Here is a 16,685-nt window from a genome sequence, read left to right as displayed (position 1 = left end):
CGGGCTCGCCCGCGCCGCCGCGGCGGAGGCGTTCGCCGGACCGTTCGGCGCACCGTTCGGAGGCGCGCCCGGCGCGCTGATGAAACGCGTCCGCAGGGCGACGGGAATCGACCAGGGCCTGCTCCGGCCCTACCGGACGCTGACCCACCTCGACAATGCCGATTTCCTCGCCCAGATCGAAGCCGTCGAACAATTCACCGACACCGTCACCAGATTCACCGGGCGCACCGCGCGGCGCATTCACCGCGCCCTTTTCCAGGACAACGCGCTCGCCGCGGGCGGCCTGGACATCGACGGCCGGCGGGTCGAGCTGCGCCGGATCGGCGTGCCGGTTCTGGCCATCGCCGGGCGCGGCGACGGCGTCGCGCCCGTCCGGTCCGTCCTGCCGCTGATCCGGCTGCTGCCCGGTGCGCCGAAGGTCCGGTTCGAGGTCGCCGTGGGCGGCCACCTCGACGTGCTGACCGGACGGTCCGCGCGGGCGACCACCTGGGCGCACCTGGACCGCTGGCTGGACGAGGGAACGGTCCGGCACGGGATCCGCCGGCAGCGCCGCGCGCCCGCCGTCACCGGCTAGCGCCGCACCCCACCGCCACCGTCCGGCGCGGGCCGCTGACCGCCCGGTCGCACCGGCGGCGGGTCTTCCGCAGGCCAAGGAAGCGTCCAAAGTCCTTTGCGGTGCCGCCATCAGCGCGCCGCCGGGTGTGTCGCCCCGGTGCTCGGCCGCTCACTGACCGTAGTCTTGCCGACCGTTGTTGTGAGCGAGGGTCACCAGCCGCGCGGTCGCCGGGTCGGGCCGCGCGGGACGCGTCGGGGGGCAGTGCATGGCCGCGGACAGGGGCACGGCGGCGGACCGGGACGAGACGAGGGCCGTCCAGGACGGCCCGGACCGGCGGACGCCCGGGACCGGGCCGGGGACCGAGATCGTCGGCGTCACGCCGTTCGGCCGCCCCGCGCCGCACCTCGCGGTCGCCGTCGCGCGGGCCGGCGGGCACGGCGTGCTCGACCTCGGCACCGACCGGGAGCCGGCGCTGGCCGCGCTCGCCGACGTGCGCCGCTGGTGGGCGGGCCGGTTCGGGGTGCGGGTCCCGGCGGGCTGCCGGGTCCGCCCGCAGGAGCTGCCGGACGCCGTCGGCACCGTCGTGTTCGACGCCCCGGCGCTGCTCGCCGACGACTCGCTGGACATCGCGGGGTTCGCGCGCGGCCGCCGGCTGCTCGTCGAGGTCGTCGGCGCGGACGAGGCCGCCGCCGTGCTGCCCGTCGCCGGCGGGTTCCCCGGGACGAGCGGCACCGCGCTCATCGCCCGGGGCCGCGAGGCGGGCGGCCGGGTCGGCGACCTCACCACGTTCGTGCTGCTGCAGCGGCTCCTTGCGGACGGGGCCGTCGACGTTCCGGTGCTCGCCGCCGGCGGCATCGGCCCCCGCACGGCCGCCGCGGCCGTCGCCGGGGGAGCGGCGGGCGTCGTGCTCGACGTGCAGCTCGCGCTCGTCCGGGAGATGGACCTGCCCGCCGACGTCGCCGCGGCGCTCAGCGCGATGGACGGCTCGGAGACCCGCGTCGTGCACGGCCACCGCGTCTACACGCGCCCCGACCTGCCCGACATCGCCCTCGCCGACCTCACCCCGGCGGAGGTGAACGCGCGGCTCGGCGCGACGGGGCTGCGGTCGCGGCTGCTGCCGGCCGGGCAGGACGCGCCGCTCGCCGCCGCGCTCGCCGCCCGGCACCGGACCGCCGGCGGGGTCGTCCAGGCGGTCCGCGAGGGGATCGCCGAGCACCTGCGGGCCGCCGTGCAGGCCGCGCCGCTGGCGTCCCGACAGACCCCGGACGGCCCCGAGTACCCGGCCGTCCAGGGGCCGATGACGCAGGTCAGCGACCGTTCGACGTTCGCGGCGGCCGTCGCGCAGGAGGGCGGGCTGCCGTTCCTCGCGCTCGCGCTGATGGACGGCGACCGGGTGCGGACGCTGCTGCGCGAGACCGCCGACCGGCTCGCGGGCCGGCCCTGGGGCGTCGGCGTGCTCGGGTTCGCGCCGCCGGAGGTCCGCGAGGCGCAGCTCGCCGCGGTCCGCGAGGCCGCGCCCCCGTACGCGATCGTCTCCGGCGGGCGGCCCGCGCAGGCCGCGTCGCTGGAGGACGCCGGGGTCAGCGCGTACCTGCACGTCCCGTCGCCCGACCTGCTGGAGCGGTTCCTCGCCGAGGGCGCCCGCAAGTTCGTCTTCGAGGGGCAGGAGTGCGGCGGGCACGTCGGGCCGCGCGCGAGCTTCCCGCTGTGGGAGGCGCAGGTCGAGCGGCTCATGGCGTTCGGCGGCGACCCCGCCGAGCTGTCGGTGATGTTCGCCGGCGGGATCCACGACGCGCGGTCCGCCGCGATGGTCGCCGCGCTCGCCGGCCCGCTCGCCGAGCGCGGCGCCGACGTCCGCGTCCTGATGGGCACCGCGTACCTGTTCACCGCCGAGGCCGTCGCGGCGGGCGCGATCCTGCCCGGCTTCCAGAGGGCCGCCGTCGAATGCGCGGGGACGGCGCTGCTGGAGACCTCGCCGGGCCACGCGACCCGCTGCGCCCGCACCCCCTACGTCGAGCGGTTCGCCGAGGCGCGCCGCGAGCTGGAGGCCGCCGGGACGACCCGCCAGGACATGTGGCGGCAGCTCGAACGCCTCAACCTCGGCCGGCTGCGCATCGCCAGCAAGGGCCTGCGCCGCTCCACCCCCGTCGGCCCCGACGAGCAGCGCGCCGAGGGCCTCTACATGATCGGGGACGTCGCGGCGCTGCGCACGGCCACGACCACGGTCGCCGACCTGCACGAACAGGTCACCAACGAAGCCACCGCGCTGCTCGCCGCGCGCGCCGCCGAGCTCGGCATCGCCGGGGACCGGGCCGCCGCGTCCACCGCCGCCCGGCCCGCCGACATCGCGATCGTCGGCGTCGGCTGCGTCTTCCCCGGCGCCCGCGACGCCGACGCCTACTGGGCGAACATCGTCGGCGGCGTCGACTCCGTCACCGAGGTGCCCGCCGAACGGTGGGACCCGGCCGTCCACTACGACCCGTCCGAGCCCGGCAAGACCCCGTCGAAATGGGGCGGGTTCCTGCCGGACGTCCCGTTCGACGCGCTCGCCTACGGCATCCCGCCCAACGCGCTCGGCAGCGTCGAACCCGTCCAGCTCCTCGCCCTGGAGGTCGCGGCGCGCGCGCTGAAGGACGCCGGATACGCCGACCGGCCCTTCGACCGGTCCCGCACATCGGTGTTCTTCGGCGCCGAAGGCGGCAACGAGCTCGCCACCGCCTACGGCCTGCGCGCCGCCCTGCCGTCCTACTACGGCGAGGTCCCGCCCGCCCTCGACGGCCAGCTCCCCGAACCCACCGAGGACTCCTTCCCCGGCGTCCTCACCAACGTCATCGCCGGGCGCATCGCCAACCGGCTCGACCTCGGCGGCGCCAACTACACCGTCGACGCCGCCTGCGCCGCGTCCCTCGCCGCCCTCGACGCCGCCTGCAAGGAACTCGCCTCCGGCGGCAGCGACATGGTCCTGTGCGGCGGCGCCGACGTGCACAACGGCATCCAGGACTACCTGATGTTCTCCGCCGTCCGCGCGCTGTCCCCGTCCGGCCGCTGCGCCCCGTTCGACGCCGCCGCCGACGGCATCGCGCTCGGCGAGGGCGTCGCCTGCGTCGTGCTCAAACGCCTCGCCGACGCCGAACGCGACGGCGACCGCGTCTACGCCGTCGTCAAGTCCGTCGCCGGATCCAGCGACGGCCGCTCCCTCGGCCTCACCGCGCCCCGCGCCGAGGGGCAGCGGCTCGCCCTCGACCGCGCCTACGAGCGCGCCGGCGTCCGCCCGTCCGACGTCGGGCTCGTCGAGGCGCACGGCACCGGCACCGAGGTCGGCGACCGCACCGAGCTCGCCACCCTCACCGCCGCGTTCTCCGCCGCCGCGCCCGGATCCGTCACCCTCGGCTCCGTCAAGTCGCAGATCGGGCACACCAAGTGCGCCGCCGGGCTCGCCGGGCTCATCAAGACCGCGTACGCGCTGCACACCGGCGTCCTCCCCGGCACCCTGCACCTCACCAGCCCGAACGCCGAATGGAAGGCGGACGGGCCGTTCGCGTTCGGGACGTCCGCGCGGCCCTGGGCCGCCCGCCCCGGCGACCGGTACGCCGGCGTCAGCGGCTTCGGCTTCGGCGGCGCCAACTTCCACGCCGTCCTCGCCGGCTACGACGGCGGCCCCGAACCGGTGTCCGGCCTCGCCGAATGGCCCGCCGAGCTGTTCCTCGTCCGCGGCGCCGACCGCACCGCCGCCCGCGGCGAGATCGCCCGGCTCCGGCGGCTGCTGGACGCCCCGTCCGCCCGGCTGCGCGACCTCGCCCGGACCTGCGCGTCCGCCGAAGGACGCGTCCAGGTCGCCGTCGTCGCCACCGGCCTGGACGACCTGCGCGGCAAGCTCGCCGCCGCCGCCGAGTTCCGCGCGGGACCCGGCGTCCACGTCCGCACCTCGGGCGACCCCGGGCAGGTCGCGTTCCTGTTCCCCGGCCAGGGCAGCCAGCGGCCCGGCATGCTCGCCGGCCTCTTCGTCGCCTTCCCGCGCCTGCAGCGCCTGCTCCGCCTCGCCGGCGGACGCTACGCGCCCGCCATGTTCCCGCCCGCCGCGTTCGGCCCCGGCGACGCCCGCCGGCAGCGCGAGGCGCTCACCGACACCCGCGTCGCGCAGCCCGCGCTCGGCATCGCCGGCCTCGCCGTCCACCGCCTGCTCACCGCCGTCGGCGTGCACCCCGACCTCGCCGCCGGGCACAGCTACGGCGAGCTCGTCGCGCTCTGCGCCGCCGGCGTCTTCGACGACACCGACATGATCGAGCTCAGCGCCGCCCGCGCCGAGGCCATCCTCGCCGCCGCGGGCACCGACCCCGGCGCCATGGCCGCCGTCGCCGCGCCGCTCCGGCAGGTCAGGGACGCCGTCGCCGGCGTCTCCGGGATCGTCGTCGCCAACCACAACGCGCCCGACCAGGTCGTCGTGTCCGGCACCACCGCCGGCGTCGCCCGCGCCGTCGACGTCCTCGCCGAACGCGGCCTCGCCGCCGAACGCATCCCGGTCGCCTGCGCCTTCCACAGCCCGCTCGTCGCCGCCGCGTCCGGCACCCTCCGCACCGCCCTCACCGGACGCGACCTGCGCTCGCCCGCGTTCCCCGTCTGGTCCAACACCACCGCCGCCCCCTACGACAGCGACCCCGCCGACCTCGCCGCCACCCTCGCCGGGCAGATCGCCGCGCCCGTCCGGTTCGTCGAGCAGATCGAGGCGATGTACGAGGCGGGCGCCCGCACCTTCGTCGAGGCGGGCCCCGGACGCGTCCTCACCGGGCTCACCCGCCGCATCCTCGGCGACCGCCCGCACACCGCCGTCGCCTGCGACGCCCCCGGCGGCGGCTCCGTCGAACGCCTCCTGCACGCCCTCGCCGAACTCGCCGCCGCCGGCGTCCCCGTCGACCCGCTGCCGCTGTTCGCCGGCCGCGACGCCCGCGTCCTCGACCCCGCGTCCCTGCCCGCCGCGCCCGGCTGGACCGTCAACGGCCACCTCGTCCGCACCGCCGACGGCGGCTATCCGGCGGGCGCCCTCCGCCCCGCCGAACGCGTCCCCGCCGCCGCGGCGCCGGCCCGTCCCGCCGGCTCCGACGCCGCCGTCCTGGAGTACCTGCGCGCCGGCCGCGAACTGATCGCCGCGCAGCGCGAGGTCATCCTCCGCCACCTCGGCGCCCCGCCCGCCGTCCCGTCCGCCCCGGCGCCCGTCCCCGCGCCGCGTCCCGTCCTGCCGGGCGAGACGCTGCCCGTCCTGCCCGCCGCACCCGAACCGGCCCGCGACGTCCACGCCACCGTCCTGTCGGTGATCAGCGCCCGCACCGGCTACCCCGAGTCCATGCTGGACGGCGACCTCGACCTCGAGGCCGACCTGTCCATCGACTCCATCAAGCGCACCGTCATCATCGGGGAGGTCACCGAGCGCGTCGGCCTCACCGCCCCGGACGCCGCCATCGAGCAGCTCACCCGCATCACCACGATCGGCGAGATCGTCGACTGGCTCCGCACCCGCCTGCCGTCGGCGCCGGCCCCGCACCGCCCCGCCGTCCCACCCCAGGCGACCCCGCGCCCAGCGGCCTCGCGCGAAGCCACCGGCGCCGCCGGCCTGCCGCGCCAGGCGTCCCCCGAGCGGCCTGCCGCGCCTGACCAGCCGCCGACGTCCCGCCCCGGGGAGGCGACCCCGGCCGACGAGCCGTCCCGCCCTGCGGCGCCCGACGTCCAGACAGCCGACAGCGAAGCCCCGACCACGCAGCCACCCAACACCGACCAATCGAAGGCGAACGCCCGCCCTGCGCAGACAGTGAGCGACGCCCGGGCGGCGGCTTCGGAAGAAGCTTCCCGCGCCACGGGGCCGGGTATCGGACGGCCTGACCAGCCGTCGGACGCGGCGGCCCCTGAGGCAGCGCGCTCCGCGGGCGTCGGGCGGTCTGATCGGTCGTCGGATGCGGCGGACCGTGAGGCAGCGGCGGCCCCGGTCGCGGAGGCCGCGCCCGATGCCGCCGAGCGATCGGCGGGGGTGGGCGGCCGAGCTGGGACGTCGCCCCGCATGGCGGTGCCTGCCTCGGGGGCGGGCGCTGAGCGGCGGGAAGTGCCTGAGCAATCCTCGGGTGCGGAGGCTCGGGATGCGGAGGGGACCTCGGTCGGCGAGGCCGAGCGCTCTGCGGTGGCCGATGCCTCCGAGCAGTCGGCGGACGTGGGCGGTGTTGTGGAGTCGGGTTCGGACGGGGAAGGGGCGCGTACCGCGCCGTCCGGCCCGGGGCCGGTGGCTGGGCGGCGGTCGGTGGGCGAGGCGGCCGTGGAGGTCGTGCGGCTCGGCGGCGACGGGGTCGCCGCGCTCGGCGGGGAGGACGCGCAGGCAGGGCTCTTCGCGCGCGGCGGGACGCCCGCGCGGCGGGGTCCGGCCGAGCGGGACGGCGAGACCACGACGGGGGCGCGGCGCGTGCTGGCCGGGCGGATCCGGCCGTCGGGGGAGCGGGCCCGGCGGGTCGTCCGGCAGGTGGTGAGGACGGCGGACCTGGAGGCGCTGCCGGTGCCCGCGGACACCGGCACGGCGTTCGACGGGCGGACGTTCGTGGTCGTGGACGACGGGTGCGGCGTCGCGCTGGAGCTGGCGGACCTGCTGGAGCGGCACGGGGCGCGGGTGCGCACCCCGCTGGACGTGGACGGGGAGTGCGACGGGCTGGTGCATCTGGCGGCGCTGCGGCCGGGGGCGACGGCTGTCCTGCCGGACGCGTACGCGGGGATCCGCGGCGCGCTGGCCGGCGGGTTGCGGTGGCTGGTCGTCGCGAGCGGCGCCGGGGGGACGTTCGGGCGGGCGTTCGACGGCGGCGGCATCGGGGACCCGGGGCCGGGCGCCGGGCTGCGCGGGCTGGCGAGGACGGTCGCGCAGGAGTACCCGGACACCCTGGTCAGGGCCGTGGACGTGGACACCAAGGACACGCCGCGGGCGATCGCGTTGCGGATCCTGGCCGAGCTGCTGGACGCCCGGGGCCCGGTGGTGGTCGGGCATGAGGGCGACCTGCGGCACACGACGCGGCTGGTCCCGGCGGAGCTGCGGGGCGAGGCGCGGGTGCCGCTGGAGCGGGACGGCGTCGTCCTGCTGACCGGGGGCGCGCGGGGCGTCACCGCGCGGGTGGCGCTGGAGCTGGCGCGGACGACCGGCTGCCACATCGAGGTGATGGGGCGGACGCTGGAGCCGGTGGGCCCGGCGTCGTTCCCGGACGTCCCGGACGAGGCGGGCCTGCGGCGGGCGCTGGTCGCGCAGGGCGGGCGGCGTCCGGCGGAGATCGAGGCGACGGTGCGGCGGATCCTGGCGGAGCGGGAGATCCGCGCGAACCTGGACGCGTTGAAGGAGCACGCGGCGTCGGTCCGCTACCACGCGGGCGACGTGCGGGAGCCGCGGGTGGTCCGGGACGTGGTGGACCGGGTGTATCTGCGGCACGGCCGGCTGGACGGGGTGGTCCACGGCGCGGGGATCGTGGAGGACCGGCTCGTCCGGGACAAGGAGCCGCAGTCGTTCGAGCGGGTGTACCGGACGAAGGTGGACGGCGCGTCGGCGCTGGCGGCGGCGGTGAAGCCCGACGTGGGGTTCTTCGTCGTGTTCGGCAGCGTCGCGGGCGTCCACGGGAACCGGGGGCAGGCGGACTACGCGGCGGCGAACGAGGCGTGCGACACGCTCGCGCACGTGTGGCGGACGCGGCTGCGCGGCCGGGTGCTGGTGGCGGACTGGGGTCCGTGGGCGGGCGGCGGGATGGTGTCGCCGGAGCTGGCCCGCGAGTACGCGCGGCGGGGGATCGGGCTGATCGATCCGGACGCGGGCGTGGCGGCGCTGCTGCGGGAGATCGCGCACGGGGACGAGACGCAGGTCGTGTTCACCGGGACGGTCCGGTGACGGGGGAGCCGATCGCGATCGTGGGCGCCGGGGCGGTGTTCCCCGGGGCCGGTTCGGCGGCGGAGCTGTGGCGCAACGTGCTGGCGGGCATCGACGCGATCTCGGACGTGCCGCCGGGCCGCTGGGATCCGGCGCTGTACTACGACCCGGACGCGTACGGGCGGGCGCCGGAGTGCGACCGGTTCTACTGCCGGCGCGGCGGGTTCGTGGACGAGCTGGCGACGTTCGACCCGGCCCGGTTCGGGATCATGCCGGCGTCGGTGCCGGGGATGGAGCCGGACCAGCTGATGGCGCTGCGGGCGGCGGCGGAGGCGGTCGCGGACGCGGGCGGCGACGAGCGGCTGCCGGACCGGACGCGGGTCGGGGTGGTGATCGGCCGGGGCGGCTACATCACCCCGGGCGTCGCGCGGTTCGACCAGCGGGTGCGGACGTCGCACCAGGTGGCGGGGGTGCTGGCGGAGCTGGTGCCGGAGCTCGGCGCGGACCGGCTGGAGGAGATCCGGCGGGCGTTCTGCGCGCGGGTGGGGCCGGACGGCCCGGACGCGTCGATCGGGCTGGTGCCGAGTTTCGCGGCGGCGCGGATCGCGAACCGGTTCGATCTGCGGGGTCCGGCGTACACGGTGGACGCGGCGTGCGCGTCGTCGCTGCTGGCGGTGGAGCACGCGGTGCGGGCGCTGCGGAGCGGCGAGGCGGACGCGATGCTGGCGGGGGCGGTGCACCACGCGCATCACGCGACGGTGTGGAGCGTGTTCAGCCAGCTGCGGGCGCTGAGCCCGAGCGAGACGATCCGGCCGTTCGACCGGGCGGCGGACGGGACGCTGCTGGCGGAGGGCACCGGGGTGGTGCTGCTGAAGCGGCTGCGGGACGCGGTGCGGGCGGGCGACCGGATCCACGCGGTGATCGTGGGGACGGGGTCGTCGAGCGACGGGCGCGCGGCGGGGATCATGAGCCCGCTGGTGGACGGGCAGGTCCTGGCGGTGGAGCGGGCGTGGCGGGACGCGGGCCTGGATCCGCGGGCGCCGGGGGCGCTGGGGCTGGTGGAGGCGCACGGGACGGCGACGCCGGCGGGGGACGAGGCGGAGCTGGCGACGATGCGCCGGGTGTTCGGGACGGACGGCGCGCCGGTGGGGCTCGGCACGGTGAAGTCGATGATCGGGCACGCGATGCCGGCGGCGGGGATGGCGGGGCTGATCAAGGCGGCGTGCGCGCTGCGGGACGGGGTGCTGCCGCCGACGCTGCACGTGGACGATCCGCATCCGGCGCTGGACGGGGGGCGGCTGCGGGTCGTCCGGGAGGCGGCGGAGTGGGAGCGGCCGGCGGACGGTCCGCGCCGCGCGGTGGTGAACGCGTTCGGGTTCGGTGGTGCGAACGCGCACGTGATCCTGGAGGAGCCTCCGGCTGGGCGCGCGCGCAGGCGCCGGAGGCTGGATGCGCCGTCCTCGGAGGAGGGTGTGCTGAGGCTGGCGGCCCGCACCACCGACGAGCTGGCGGCGCTGCTGGCGGTTCCCGACGAGGAGCTGCTCGCGCGCGCGGGGGAGGCCCCGCCGGACCTGCCGTGCCGCCTCGCGATCGTGGGGCCGACGTCGCGCAGGCTGGATCTGGCGCGGGCGGTCGTCCAGCGGGGGACGCCGTGGCGGGGACGCAGCGACGTGTGGTTCACGCCGCGTCCGCTGCTCGCGGAGGGCGGGCGGCTGGCGTTCCTGTTCCCGGGCTTCGAGCCGGCGTTCGAGCCGCGCGTGGACGACGTCGCGGAGCACTTCGGGATGCCGAAGCCGGAGCCGACGGGCCGCACCGACCTGCTCGGCCACGCCGCCGACGTGATCGCGGTGGGCCGGCTGCTCGCCGCCGCGCTCGCCGAGCTGGGCGTCGAGCCGGACGTCGCGGCCGGGCACAGCCTCGGCGAATGGACCGCGATGATCGTCGCGGGGATGTATGACGCGGGCGCCGTGGACGCGTTCGTGCAGGCCCTCGACCGCGAGGGGCTCGACGTCCCCGACGTGGTGTACGGGGCGCTCGGCTGCGGCGCGGACCGGGCGCAGGAGGCGATCGCCGGGCGGTCTGGCGTGTTCGTCAGCCACGACAACTGCCCGCACCAGTCGGTGATCTGCGGCCCGGCCGGCGACGTCCGGGACGTACTGGACCGGCTGGCCGCCGAGGGCGTCCTCGGCCGGGAGCTGCCGTTCCGCACCGGGTTCCACACGCCGCTGGCGGAGGCGTACGAGAAGCAGGTGCAGCTGTCGTTCGAGGCGCTGGAGATCGGCGAGCCGCGCTTCCCGCTGTGGTCGGGCACGACGGCGGCGCCGTTCCCGTCCGGCGCGGACGCGGTGCGGGAGCTGGTCGTGCGGCACCTGCTGGAGCCGGTGCGGTTCAGCGAGCTGATCGAGGAGCTGTACGGGACGGCGCACGTGCGGGCGTTCGTGCAGGTCGGGCCGGGGAGCCTGACCGGGTTCGTCGGCGACCGGCTCGGCGCCCGCGAGCATCTGGCGATGGCGGTGAACGTCCCGAAGCGGGACGGGATGGCGCAGCTGCGGCGGGTCGTCGCGGCGCTGTGGGCGGAGGGGTACGGGGCGTCCCCGGCTCCGCCGTCGTCGTCGGGGATGCGCCTCGACCTCGGCACGCCGCTGGTCAGGCTGGACGGTGCCGTGCCGCCGATCCGGACGGGCGGCGCGCCGGTGCCGTCGCTTCCGGCGGACGATCCGGTGCTCGCAGAGCTGGAGGCGCTGCTCAACGACGCGGCGACCGGCGCGCAGACCGTCCTGGAGGCGCTCGGCGGCGGCGGGGCGGCGCCCGCGTCCCCAGGCGATGCGGGCGGCCGGGCGGACGAGCTGGTGATCACCCGGGTGTTCTCGCTGGAGGCGATGCCGTACCTCGCGGACCACTGCGTGTTCCCGCAGCCCCCCGGCTGGCCCGACATGTCGGACCGGTTCCCGATCGTGCCGCTGGCCACGCTGCTGGAGGTGATGGCGGCGACCGCGCGGGAGCTGCTGCCCGACACGGTCGTCGTCGGGTTCGAGGCCGTCCGGGCCGTCCGGTGGGTCGTGGCGGCCCCGCCGACCAGCGCCGACATCCGCGCCCACCTCGTCGAGGCGGGCGACGGCCAAGGGGGTACGCGCCGCGTCAAGGTCGTCATCCCGGGCCACACCCACGGGACGGTCCTGCTCGCCGAACGCCACCTCCCCCCGCCCGCGCCGGACCGCACCCCGCTGACCGGGGAAGGCCCGCCCGTCGTCACCGCCGAACGGCTCTACGAGGAACGCTGGATGTTCCACGGCCCGCTGTTCCGCGGCGTCACCGAGGTGATCGCGCTCGCGGAGGACGGCGTGCGCGGCGTCCTGACGGCCCTGCCCACGCCCGGCGCGATCATCGACAGCGCCGGGCAGCTGTGCGGCCACTGGATCCAGGTGTACGGGGAGACGGACCAGACCGTCTTCCCCGTGGGGATCGAACGCGTCTCCCTGTACGGCCCGTCGCCGGCCGCAGGAGAACGCCTCGAAACCACCGTCTGGGCCGAGTCCCTTACGGACACCACCCTGCGCTGCTCCGTCGAGATGGTCCGCGAAGACGGAACCCTATGGGCGCGCATAGACGGCTGGACCACGCACCGCTTCTACACCGACGAAGCCCTCTGGCGGATGAAGTTCACCCCCGAAGTGTCCGGGATCGGGGAACCGCAGGACGGCGGCTGGTGCCTCGCCCGCAAGCGCTGGGACGGCACCGCCTCCCGCGACCTCGTCATGCGCCAGTACCTGTGCGCCGCCGAACGCGCCGAGTACGAGCGGCTCCCCGGCTTCGCGCAGGGCCCCTGGCTGCTCGGGCGCGTCGCCGCGAAGGACGCCGTCCGGGACTGGCTGTGGCGCAACGGCCACGGCCCCCTGTTCCCCGCCGAGCTGACCGTCCGCGACGGCACCGGGCACCACCCGGTCGTCACCGGACCCTTCGACCAGGACCTGGCCGTGTCCATCGCCTGCGACGCCGAGCTCGGCGTCGCGATGGCACGGCCCGCCGGCGAGCCCGCGGGCATCGGACTGGCCCTCGGCGGCGCGGACGCCCGCGTCCGCGCCGCCACCCAGGCCGTCCTGCAGGCCCTTCCCGCCGGACACCCCGAACCCGCCTTCACCGCCGCCGACGCCGAGCACCTGCTGGTCGCCGGCGGCGGCACGGTCACCGAGGTCGGGACGCGCGAGCTGGACGGACACGTCGTGGCCTGGACGGTCACGGCGGGCGGAACCGACATGGAGGAGAGCCGAACATGAGCGACGACGCCCTGACGCAGGTCGTCCGGATGCTGGCCGAGGTCGTGGGGGAGGACTTCCTGCTCGACGTGGAGATCGGCCGCGACACCTCGTTCAACGAGGACCTCGGGCTGGAGAGCATCGAGTTCGTCGCCCTCGCCGACAAGCTGCGCGACCACTACGGCGACGGCGTCGACCTCGCCGCGTTCATCGCCGGCATGGACATCGACGAGATCATGGACCTGACGGTCGGCGACCTGGTGGACCACATCGCCGCCACGGCGGCTCTCGACGGGCGGGCCGCCCATGCCTGACGTCACCGTCCGCGGGGTCCGCTTCCACGTCCAGACCATCGGCCCGCCCGCGCCCGGCGCGCCCGTCACCGTGTTCCTGCACGGGCTCGTCCTGGACAACCTGTCGAGCTTCTACTACACGATCGCCGGGCCCGTCGCCGAGGCCGGCGCCCACGCCGTCCTGTACGACCTGCGCGGGCACGGCCGCTCCGAACTGACCCCGGACGGCTACGGCGCGGACGACGCCGTCGCCGACCTGTTCGGGATCCTCGACGCGCTCGGGCACGACCGCGTCCACCTCGTCGCCAACAGCTTCGGCGGCGTCGTCGCGCTCAAGGCCGCGCTCGCCCGGCCCGACCGGATCGCCGGCCTCGTGCTGATCGAGGCGTACGGCCCCGCCGAGCACGACGGCTGGGCCGAGGGCCTGCTCAACACGCTCACCGCGTCCGCGCTCGGCCTGGAGTACGACCGGCTCGCCGACCAGCTCCTCGCCGCCGGATGGCGCAAGACCGGACGGCAGATCGCCGCCGCCGACGCCCTCATCAACCGGACCAGCCTGCTCGACGACCTGGCCCGCACCGAACCCGTCCGCCCCGCCGGCCTCGCCGCCGTCCGCTGCCCCGTCCTCGCCGTGTACGGGCAGCACTCCGACGTCGCCGAAGCGGGGCGGCTGCTGCTGCGCACCGTCCCCGGCTGCACCCTGCACGTCATGGCCGGCCACGCCCACACCGTGCTGCGCGAGGGGACCGCCGAACTCCTGGAGGTCATGTTGCCCTGGCTGGCGCACCACGCGGGCACCCGCGTCCCCGTCACCACCGGCGGAGGTGCCCGGTGAAGGGCCGCCGCATGCAGGTCCCGTCCCTGCTCGGCGCGCCCGGCATCCCGCGCGCCGAGACGCCGAAGCGCCGGTTCCTGTTCGCCGTCCCGCCGCTCGCCGGGCACGTCAACCCGACCGTCGCGGTCGGCGCCGAGCTCGTCCGCCGCGGCCACACCGTCGCCTGGACCGGCCACCGCGCCACCCTCGAACCGCTGCTGCGTGCCGGCGCCCGGATCTTCTCCGCCGAGGACGACGCGTTCGCCGCGCGGCTCACCGCCGCCCGCGAGGAGTGGCTGCGCCTGCGCGGTCCCGCCGCCCTGCGGTTCCTGTGGGAGGAGTTCATCGTCCCGCTCGGCCACGCGATGATGCCCGGCGTCGAGACCGCCCTCGACCGGTTCCGCCCCGACGTCGTGATCAGCGACCAGATCGTCCTCGCCGCGCCCGTCGCCGCCCGGCACCGCGCGATCCCGTGGGCCACCTCCGCGACCACCTCCGCCGAGTTCACCCGGCCGCTCGCCGGGATGCCGCTCGTCGAGGCGTGGGTCCGCGACCGGATCGGCGACTTCCAGCTCGACCACGGCATCGAGGACCTGCTCGACCTGCGGTTCTCCGACCACCTCGTGCTGATCTTCTCCACCGGCGCGCTCGTCGGCGACACCTCGTTCTTCCCGGACCACTTCGCGTTCGTCGGCCCCGCCCTCGACCGCCCGGCGGGCGCCGCGTTCCCGTGGGAATGGCTCGACGGGCGGCCCGGCGTCCTGCTGACCCTCGGCACCCTCAACGGGCCCGCCGGCGAGCGGTTCTACCGCGTCGCCGCCGACGCCGTCCGCGACCTGGACGTCCAGGCCGTCTTCGTCGCCCCGCCCGGGACCCTCGACGACCCGCCGCCGAACGTCCTCGTCCGCGAGTACGTCCCGCAGCTCCGGCTGCTGCAGCGGATGTCCGCCGTCGTCTGCCACGGCGGCCACAACACCGTCTGCGAGAGCCTCGCGCAGGGCCTGCCGCTGGTCGTCGCTCCGATCCGCGACGACCAGCCCGTCATCGCCCGGCAGGTCGAGGCCGCGGGCGCCGGCGTCCAGGTCCGGTTCGGCCGGGTCCGCGCCGCCGAGCTCCGCGACGCGCTGACCACCGTCCTCGCGAGCGACGCGCACCGCGCCGCCGCCGAGGCCGTCCGGGACTCCTTCGCCGCCGCCGGCGGCGCCGCCGAGGCCGCCGACCGCCTGGAGAAACTGGCGTGATCGCGGTACCCGCGCTGGTGGCGGCGGGCCTCATCGCGGACGCGGTGCGGCTCCGCCGCCGCCTGGCGCGGCTCCGCCGGCTCCCGCGGCCCCGCCGCGCGGTCCCGCTGAGCTGGGAGGGCCTGCGCGAACCCGGCGGATACGACGTGATCGGCGCGGACGGCGCCGTCATCTCCGCCAACGTCCGGCACGCCGCCATCGCCCACGCCCGCGACACCGGCCTGGACGTCCTCGGCCTGATCCCCGCCGACCTCCCCGTTACCCGCGCCCTCGACATGCTCCGCCACACCCGCGACGCGGGATTCGCGGCCGTCGTCCACACCGAACTCCTCGACGACGCCTACACGGGCGACTACACGAGCACCATGGCCCGCCTCCGGCGCTACGACGCCGACACCGGCCACGTCGTCGTCCCCTGTCACCTCACCCCGCGCGCCCCCGCGTGCAAAGGACGCGCGGCCTGGCTGCAGGGCCTCGGCGTCTCCCTCGCGCAGGCCGTGGTGCCCTCGATCCTCGCCATGGCGCTCGTCCTGGCCGCCCTCGCGTCCGACCCGCAATGGGGGCCCATCGCCGTCATCGCCTACTGCGCCGAGCCCTACCTCGTCTTCGCCGGCACCCCGCTGTCGCCCCGCGACCTGCACCGGACGGCGCTGCTGCGCCCCGTCCTCACCCCGTACACCTGGTGGCGGACCCTCGTCGAGGACCTCCCGCCCTGGCGCCGCCCCGCGTTACGCCACCCGCGGAAGGACGAGCCGTGATCGGCCTCGCCACGTCTCCGGAGATCCGCATGACCGCGTACGTCTTCGAACGCGTCCACGGCTCCCCGCCCGCCACCATCCACCGCGCCCTCATCGGCCTCCCGCTCCTGGACGGCCTGACCATCGCCCTCCCCTGGGGCACCATCGCCGCCGCGGGCCCGTCCGCCGGGCACTCGCTCTACTCGGTGAACCACCACACCGACGGCGTCGCGTCCCTCTCCGGACCCGTCCCGCACTGGGCCCGCGAATCCGCCGCCGTCCTCAACTCCCACGCCGACCCCGCCCCCGGCACCCACCTGGTGATCAACCGCGAGATCCCCGCCGAGACCGGCCTGCTCACCGGCGCCGAGACCGCCGCCGCCACCTTCCTCGCCCTCCGGGCCCTCCACGGCCCGCCCGCCGGACCGCACCCCCTCGCCGGCCACCCCGCCTACCGGACGGCCCTGCACGCCCGCGCCGCCCACGCCGTCCTGACCACGCCCGGCACCCTCGAACACGTCCCCTTCGACCTCGCCGCCGCCGGCCTCCGCATCCTGATCGTGGACCTCGGCGCCCGGCACTCGTCCCCCCTCCCCACCCCGCCCGGCGCCGCAGCCCGGGCCGCCGCCGCGCTCCGCGTGTCGGGGCCGTCCGCCCTCGGCCCGCACCTCACCGATGCCCACACCTTCGGCGACCCGCTTCCCGACCGCGCCCTCCGCACCGCCCTCGACGCCGGCGCCCTCGGCGGCCGCAAGATCGGCGCCTGCGTCGTCGCGCTGACCCCCACCGCGGCCCTCCCGGAGATCCGCCGGGCCCTCACCGCCCGCCTGACCCCCGACCTCCCACGCCCACCCCGCCTCCTAACAGCCCTCCCGACCCCCGCCGAACCACCCCACCTCTGACCCGCGGCCGGGGGCCGGG

At 76.9% G+C, this 16,685-nt stretch carries 7 protein-coding genes and 1 pseudogene; all 8 read left to right on the top strand.

The window, feature by feature from the left end:
* Positions 1–574: pseudogene (locus F9B16_RS50945) on the top strand (alpha/beta hydrolase); the annotation flags it as partial.
* 247 nt (positions 575–821) lie between these two features.
* Positions 822–8,447, top strand: coding sequence for a type I polyketide synthase (locus tag F9B16_RS18955; protein WP_225991749.1), 7,626 nt, complete (start codon positions 822–824; stop codon positions 8,445–8,447).
* Entirely contained in the window at positions 8,444–12,700 is a 4,257-nt protein-coding gene (locus F9B16_RS50940; RefSeq protein WP_192808861.1) for a beta-ketoacyl synthase N-terminal-like domain-containing protein, read from the top strand. Before F9B16_RS18955 ends, F9B16_RS50940 begins: the two co-directional genes overlap by 4 nt.
* A complete protein-coding gene (locus tag F9B16_RS18925) occupies positions 12,697–12,993 on the top strand; it encodes an acyl carrier protein (RefSeq protein WP_151541418.1) in 297 nt (98 codons plus the stop codon). Before F9B16_RS50940 ends, F9B16_RS18925 begins: the two co-directional genes overlap by 4 nt.
* A complete protein-coding gene (locus F9B16_RS18920) occupies positions 12,986–13,807 on the top strand; it encodes an alpha/beta fold hydrolase (RefSeq protein WP_151541417.1) in 822 nt (273 codons plus the stop codon). The genes F9B16_RS18925 and F9B16_RS18920 overlap by 8 nt, the downstream gene beginning before the upstream one ends.
* A gap of 11 nt (positions 13,808–13,818) precedes the next feature.
* On the top strand, positions 13,819–15,027 hold the full coding sequence (locus F9B16_RS18915) for a glycosyltransferase (protein WP_151541416.1): 1,209 nt from the start codon (positions 13,819–13,821) through the stop codon (positions 15,025–15,027).
* Complete coding sequence (locus tag F9B16_RS18910) at positions 15,024–15,785, top strand: hypothetical protein (protein ID WP_151541415.1); 762 nt, start codon at positions 15,024–15,026, stop codon at positions 15,783–15,785. Before F9B16_RS18915 ends, F9B16_RS18910 begins: the two co-directional genes overlap by 4 nt.
* A complete protein-coding gene (locus F9B16_RS18905) occupies positions 15,782–16,666 on the top strand; it encodes a galactokinase (protein ID WP_151541414.1) in 885 nt (294 codons plus the stop codon). The genes F9B16_RS18910 and F9B16_RS18905 overlap by 4 nt, the downstream gene beginning before the upstream one ends.
* The last annotated feature ends 19 nt before the right edge of the window (positions 16,667–16,685 follow it).

Source organism: Actinomadura montaniterrae (assembly GCF_008923365.1).
GTDB classification, from domain to species: domain Bacteria; phylum Actinomycetota; class Actinomycetes; order Streptosporangiales; family Streptosporangiaceae; genus Spirillospora; species Spirillospora montaniterrae.
The sequence above is the reverse complement of the archived record's forward strand: the minus strand, read 5'-3'. Positions and strand labels throughout refer to the sequence as shown.

Bases quoted from the DNA above. Each gene is read 5' to 3' on its own strand.
- F9B16_RS18920 (WP_151541417.1), top strand. From the start codon at position 12,986: ATGCCTGACGTCACCGTCCGCGGGGTCCGCTTCCACGTCCAGACCATC.
- F9B16_RS18955 (WP_225991749.1), top strand. From the start codon at position 822: ATGGCCGCGGACAGGGGCACGGCGGCGGACCGGGACGAGACGAGGGCC.
- F9B16_RS18915 (WP_151541416.1), top strand. From the start codon at position 13,819: ATGCAGGTCCCGTCCCTGCTCGGCGCGCCCGGCATCCCGCGCGCCGAG.
- F9B16_RS18925 (WP_151541418.1), top strand. From the start codon at position 12,697: ATGAGCGACGACGCCCTGACGCAGGTCGTCCGGATGCTGGCCGAGGTC.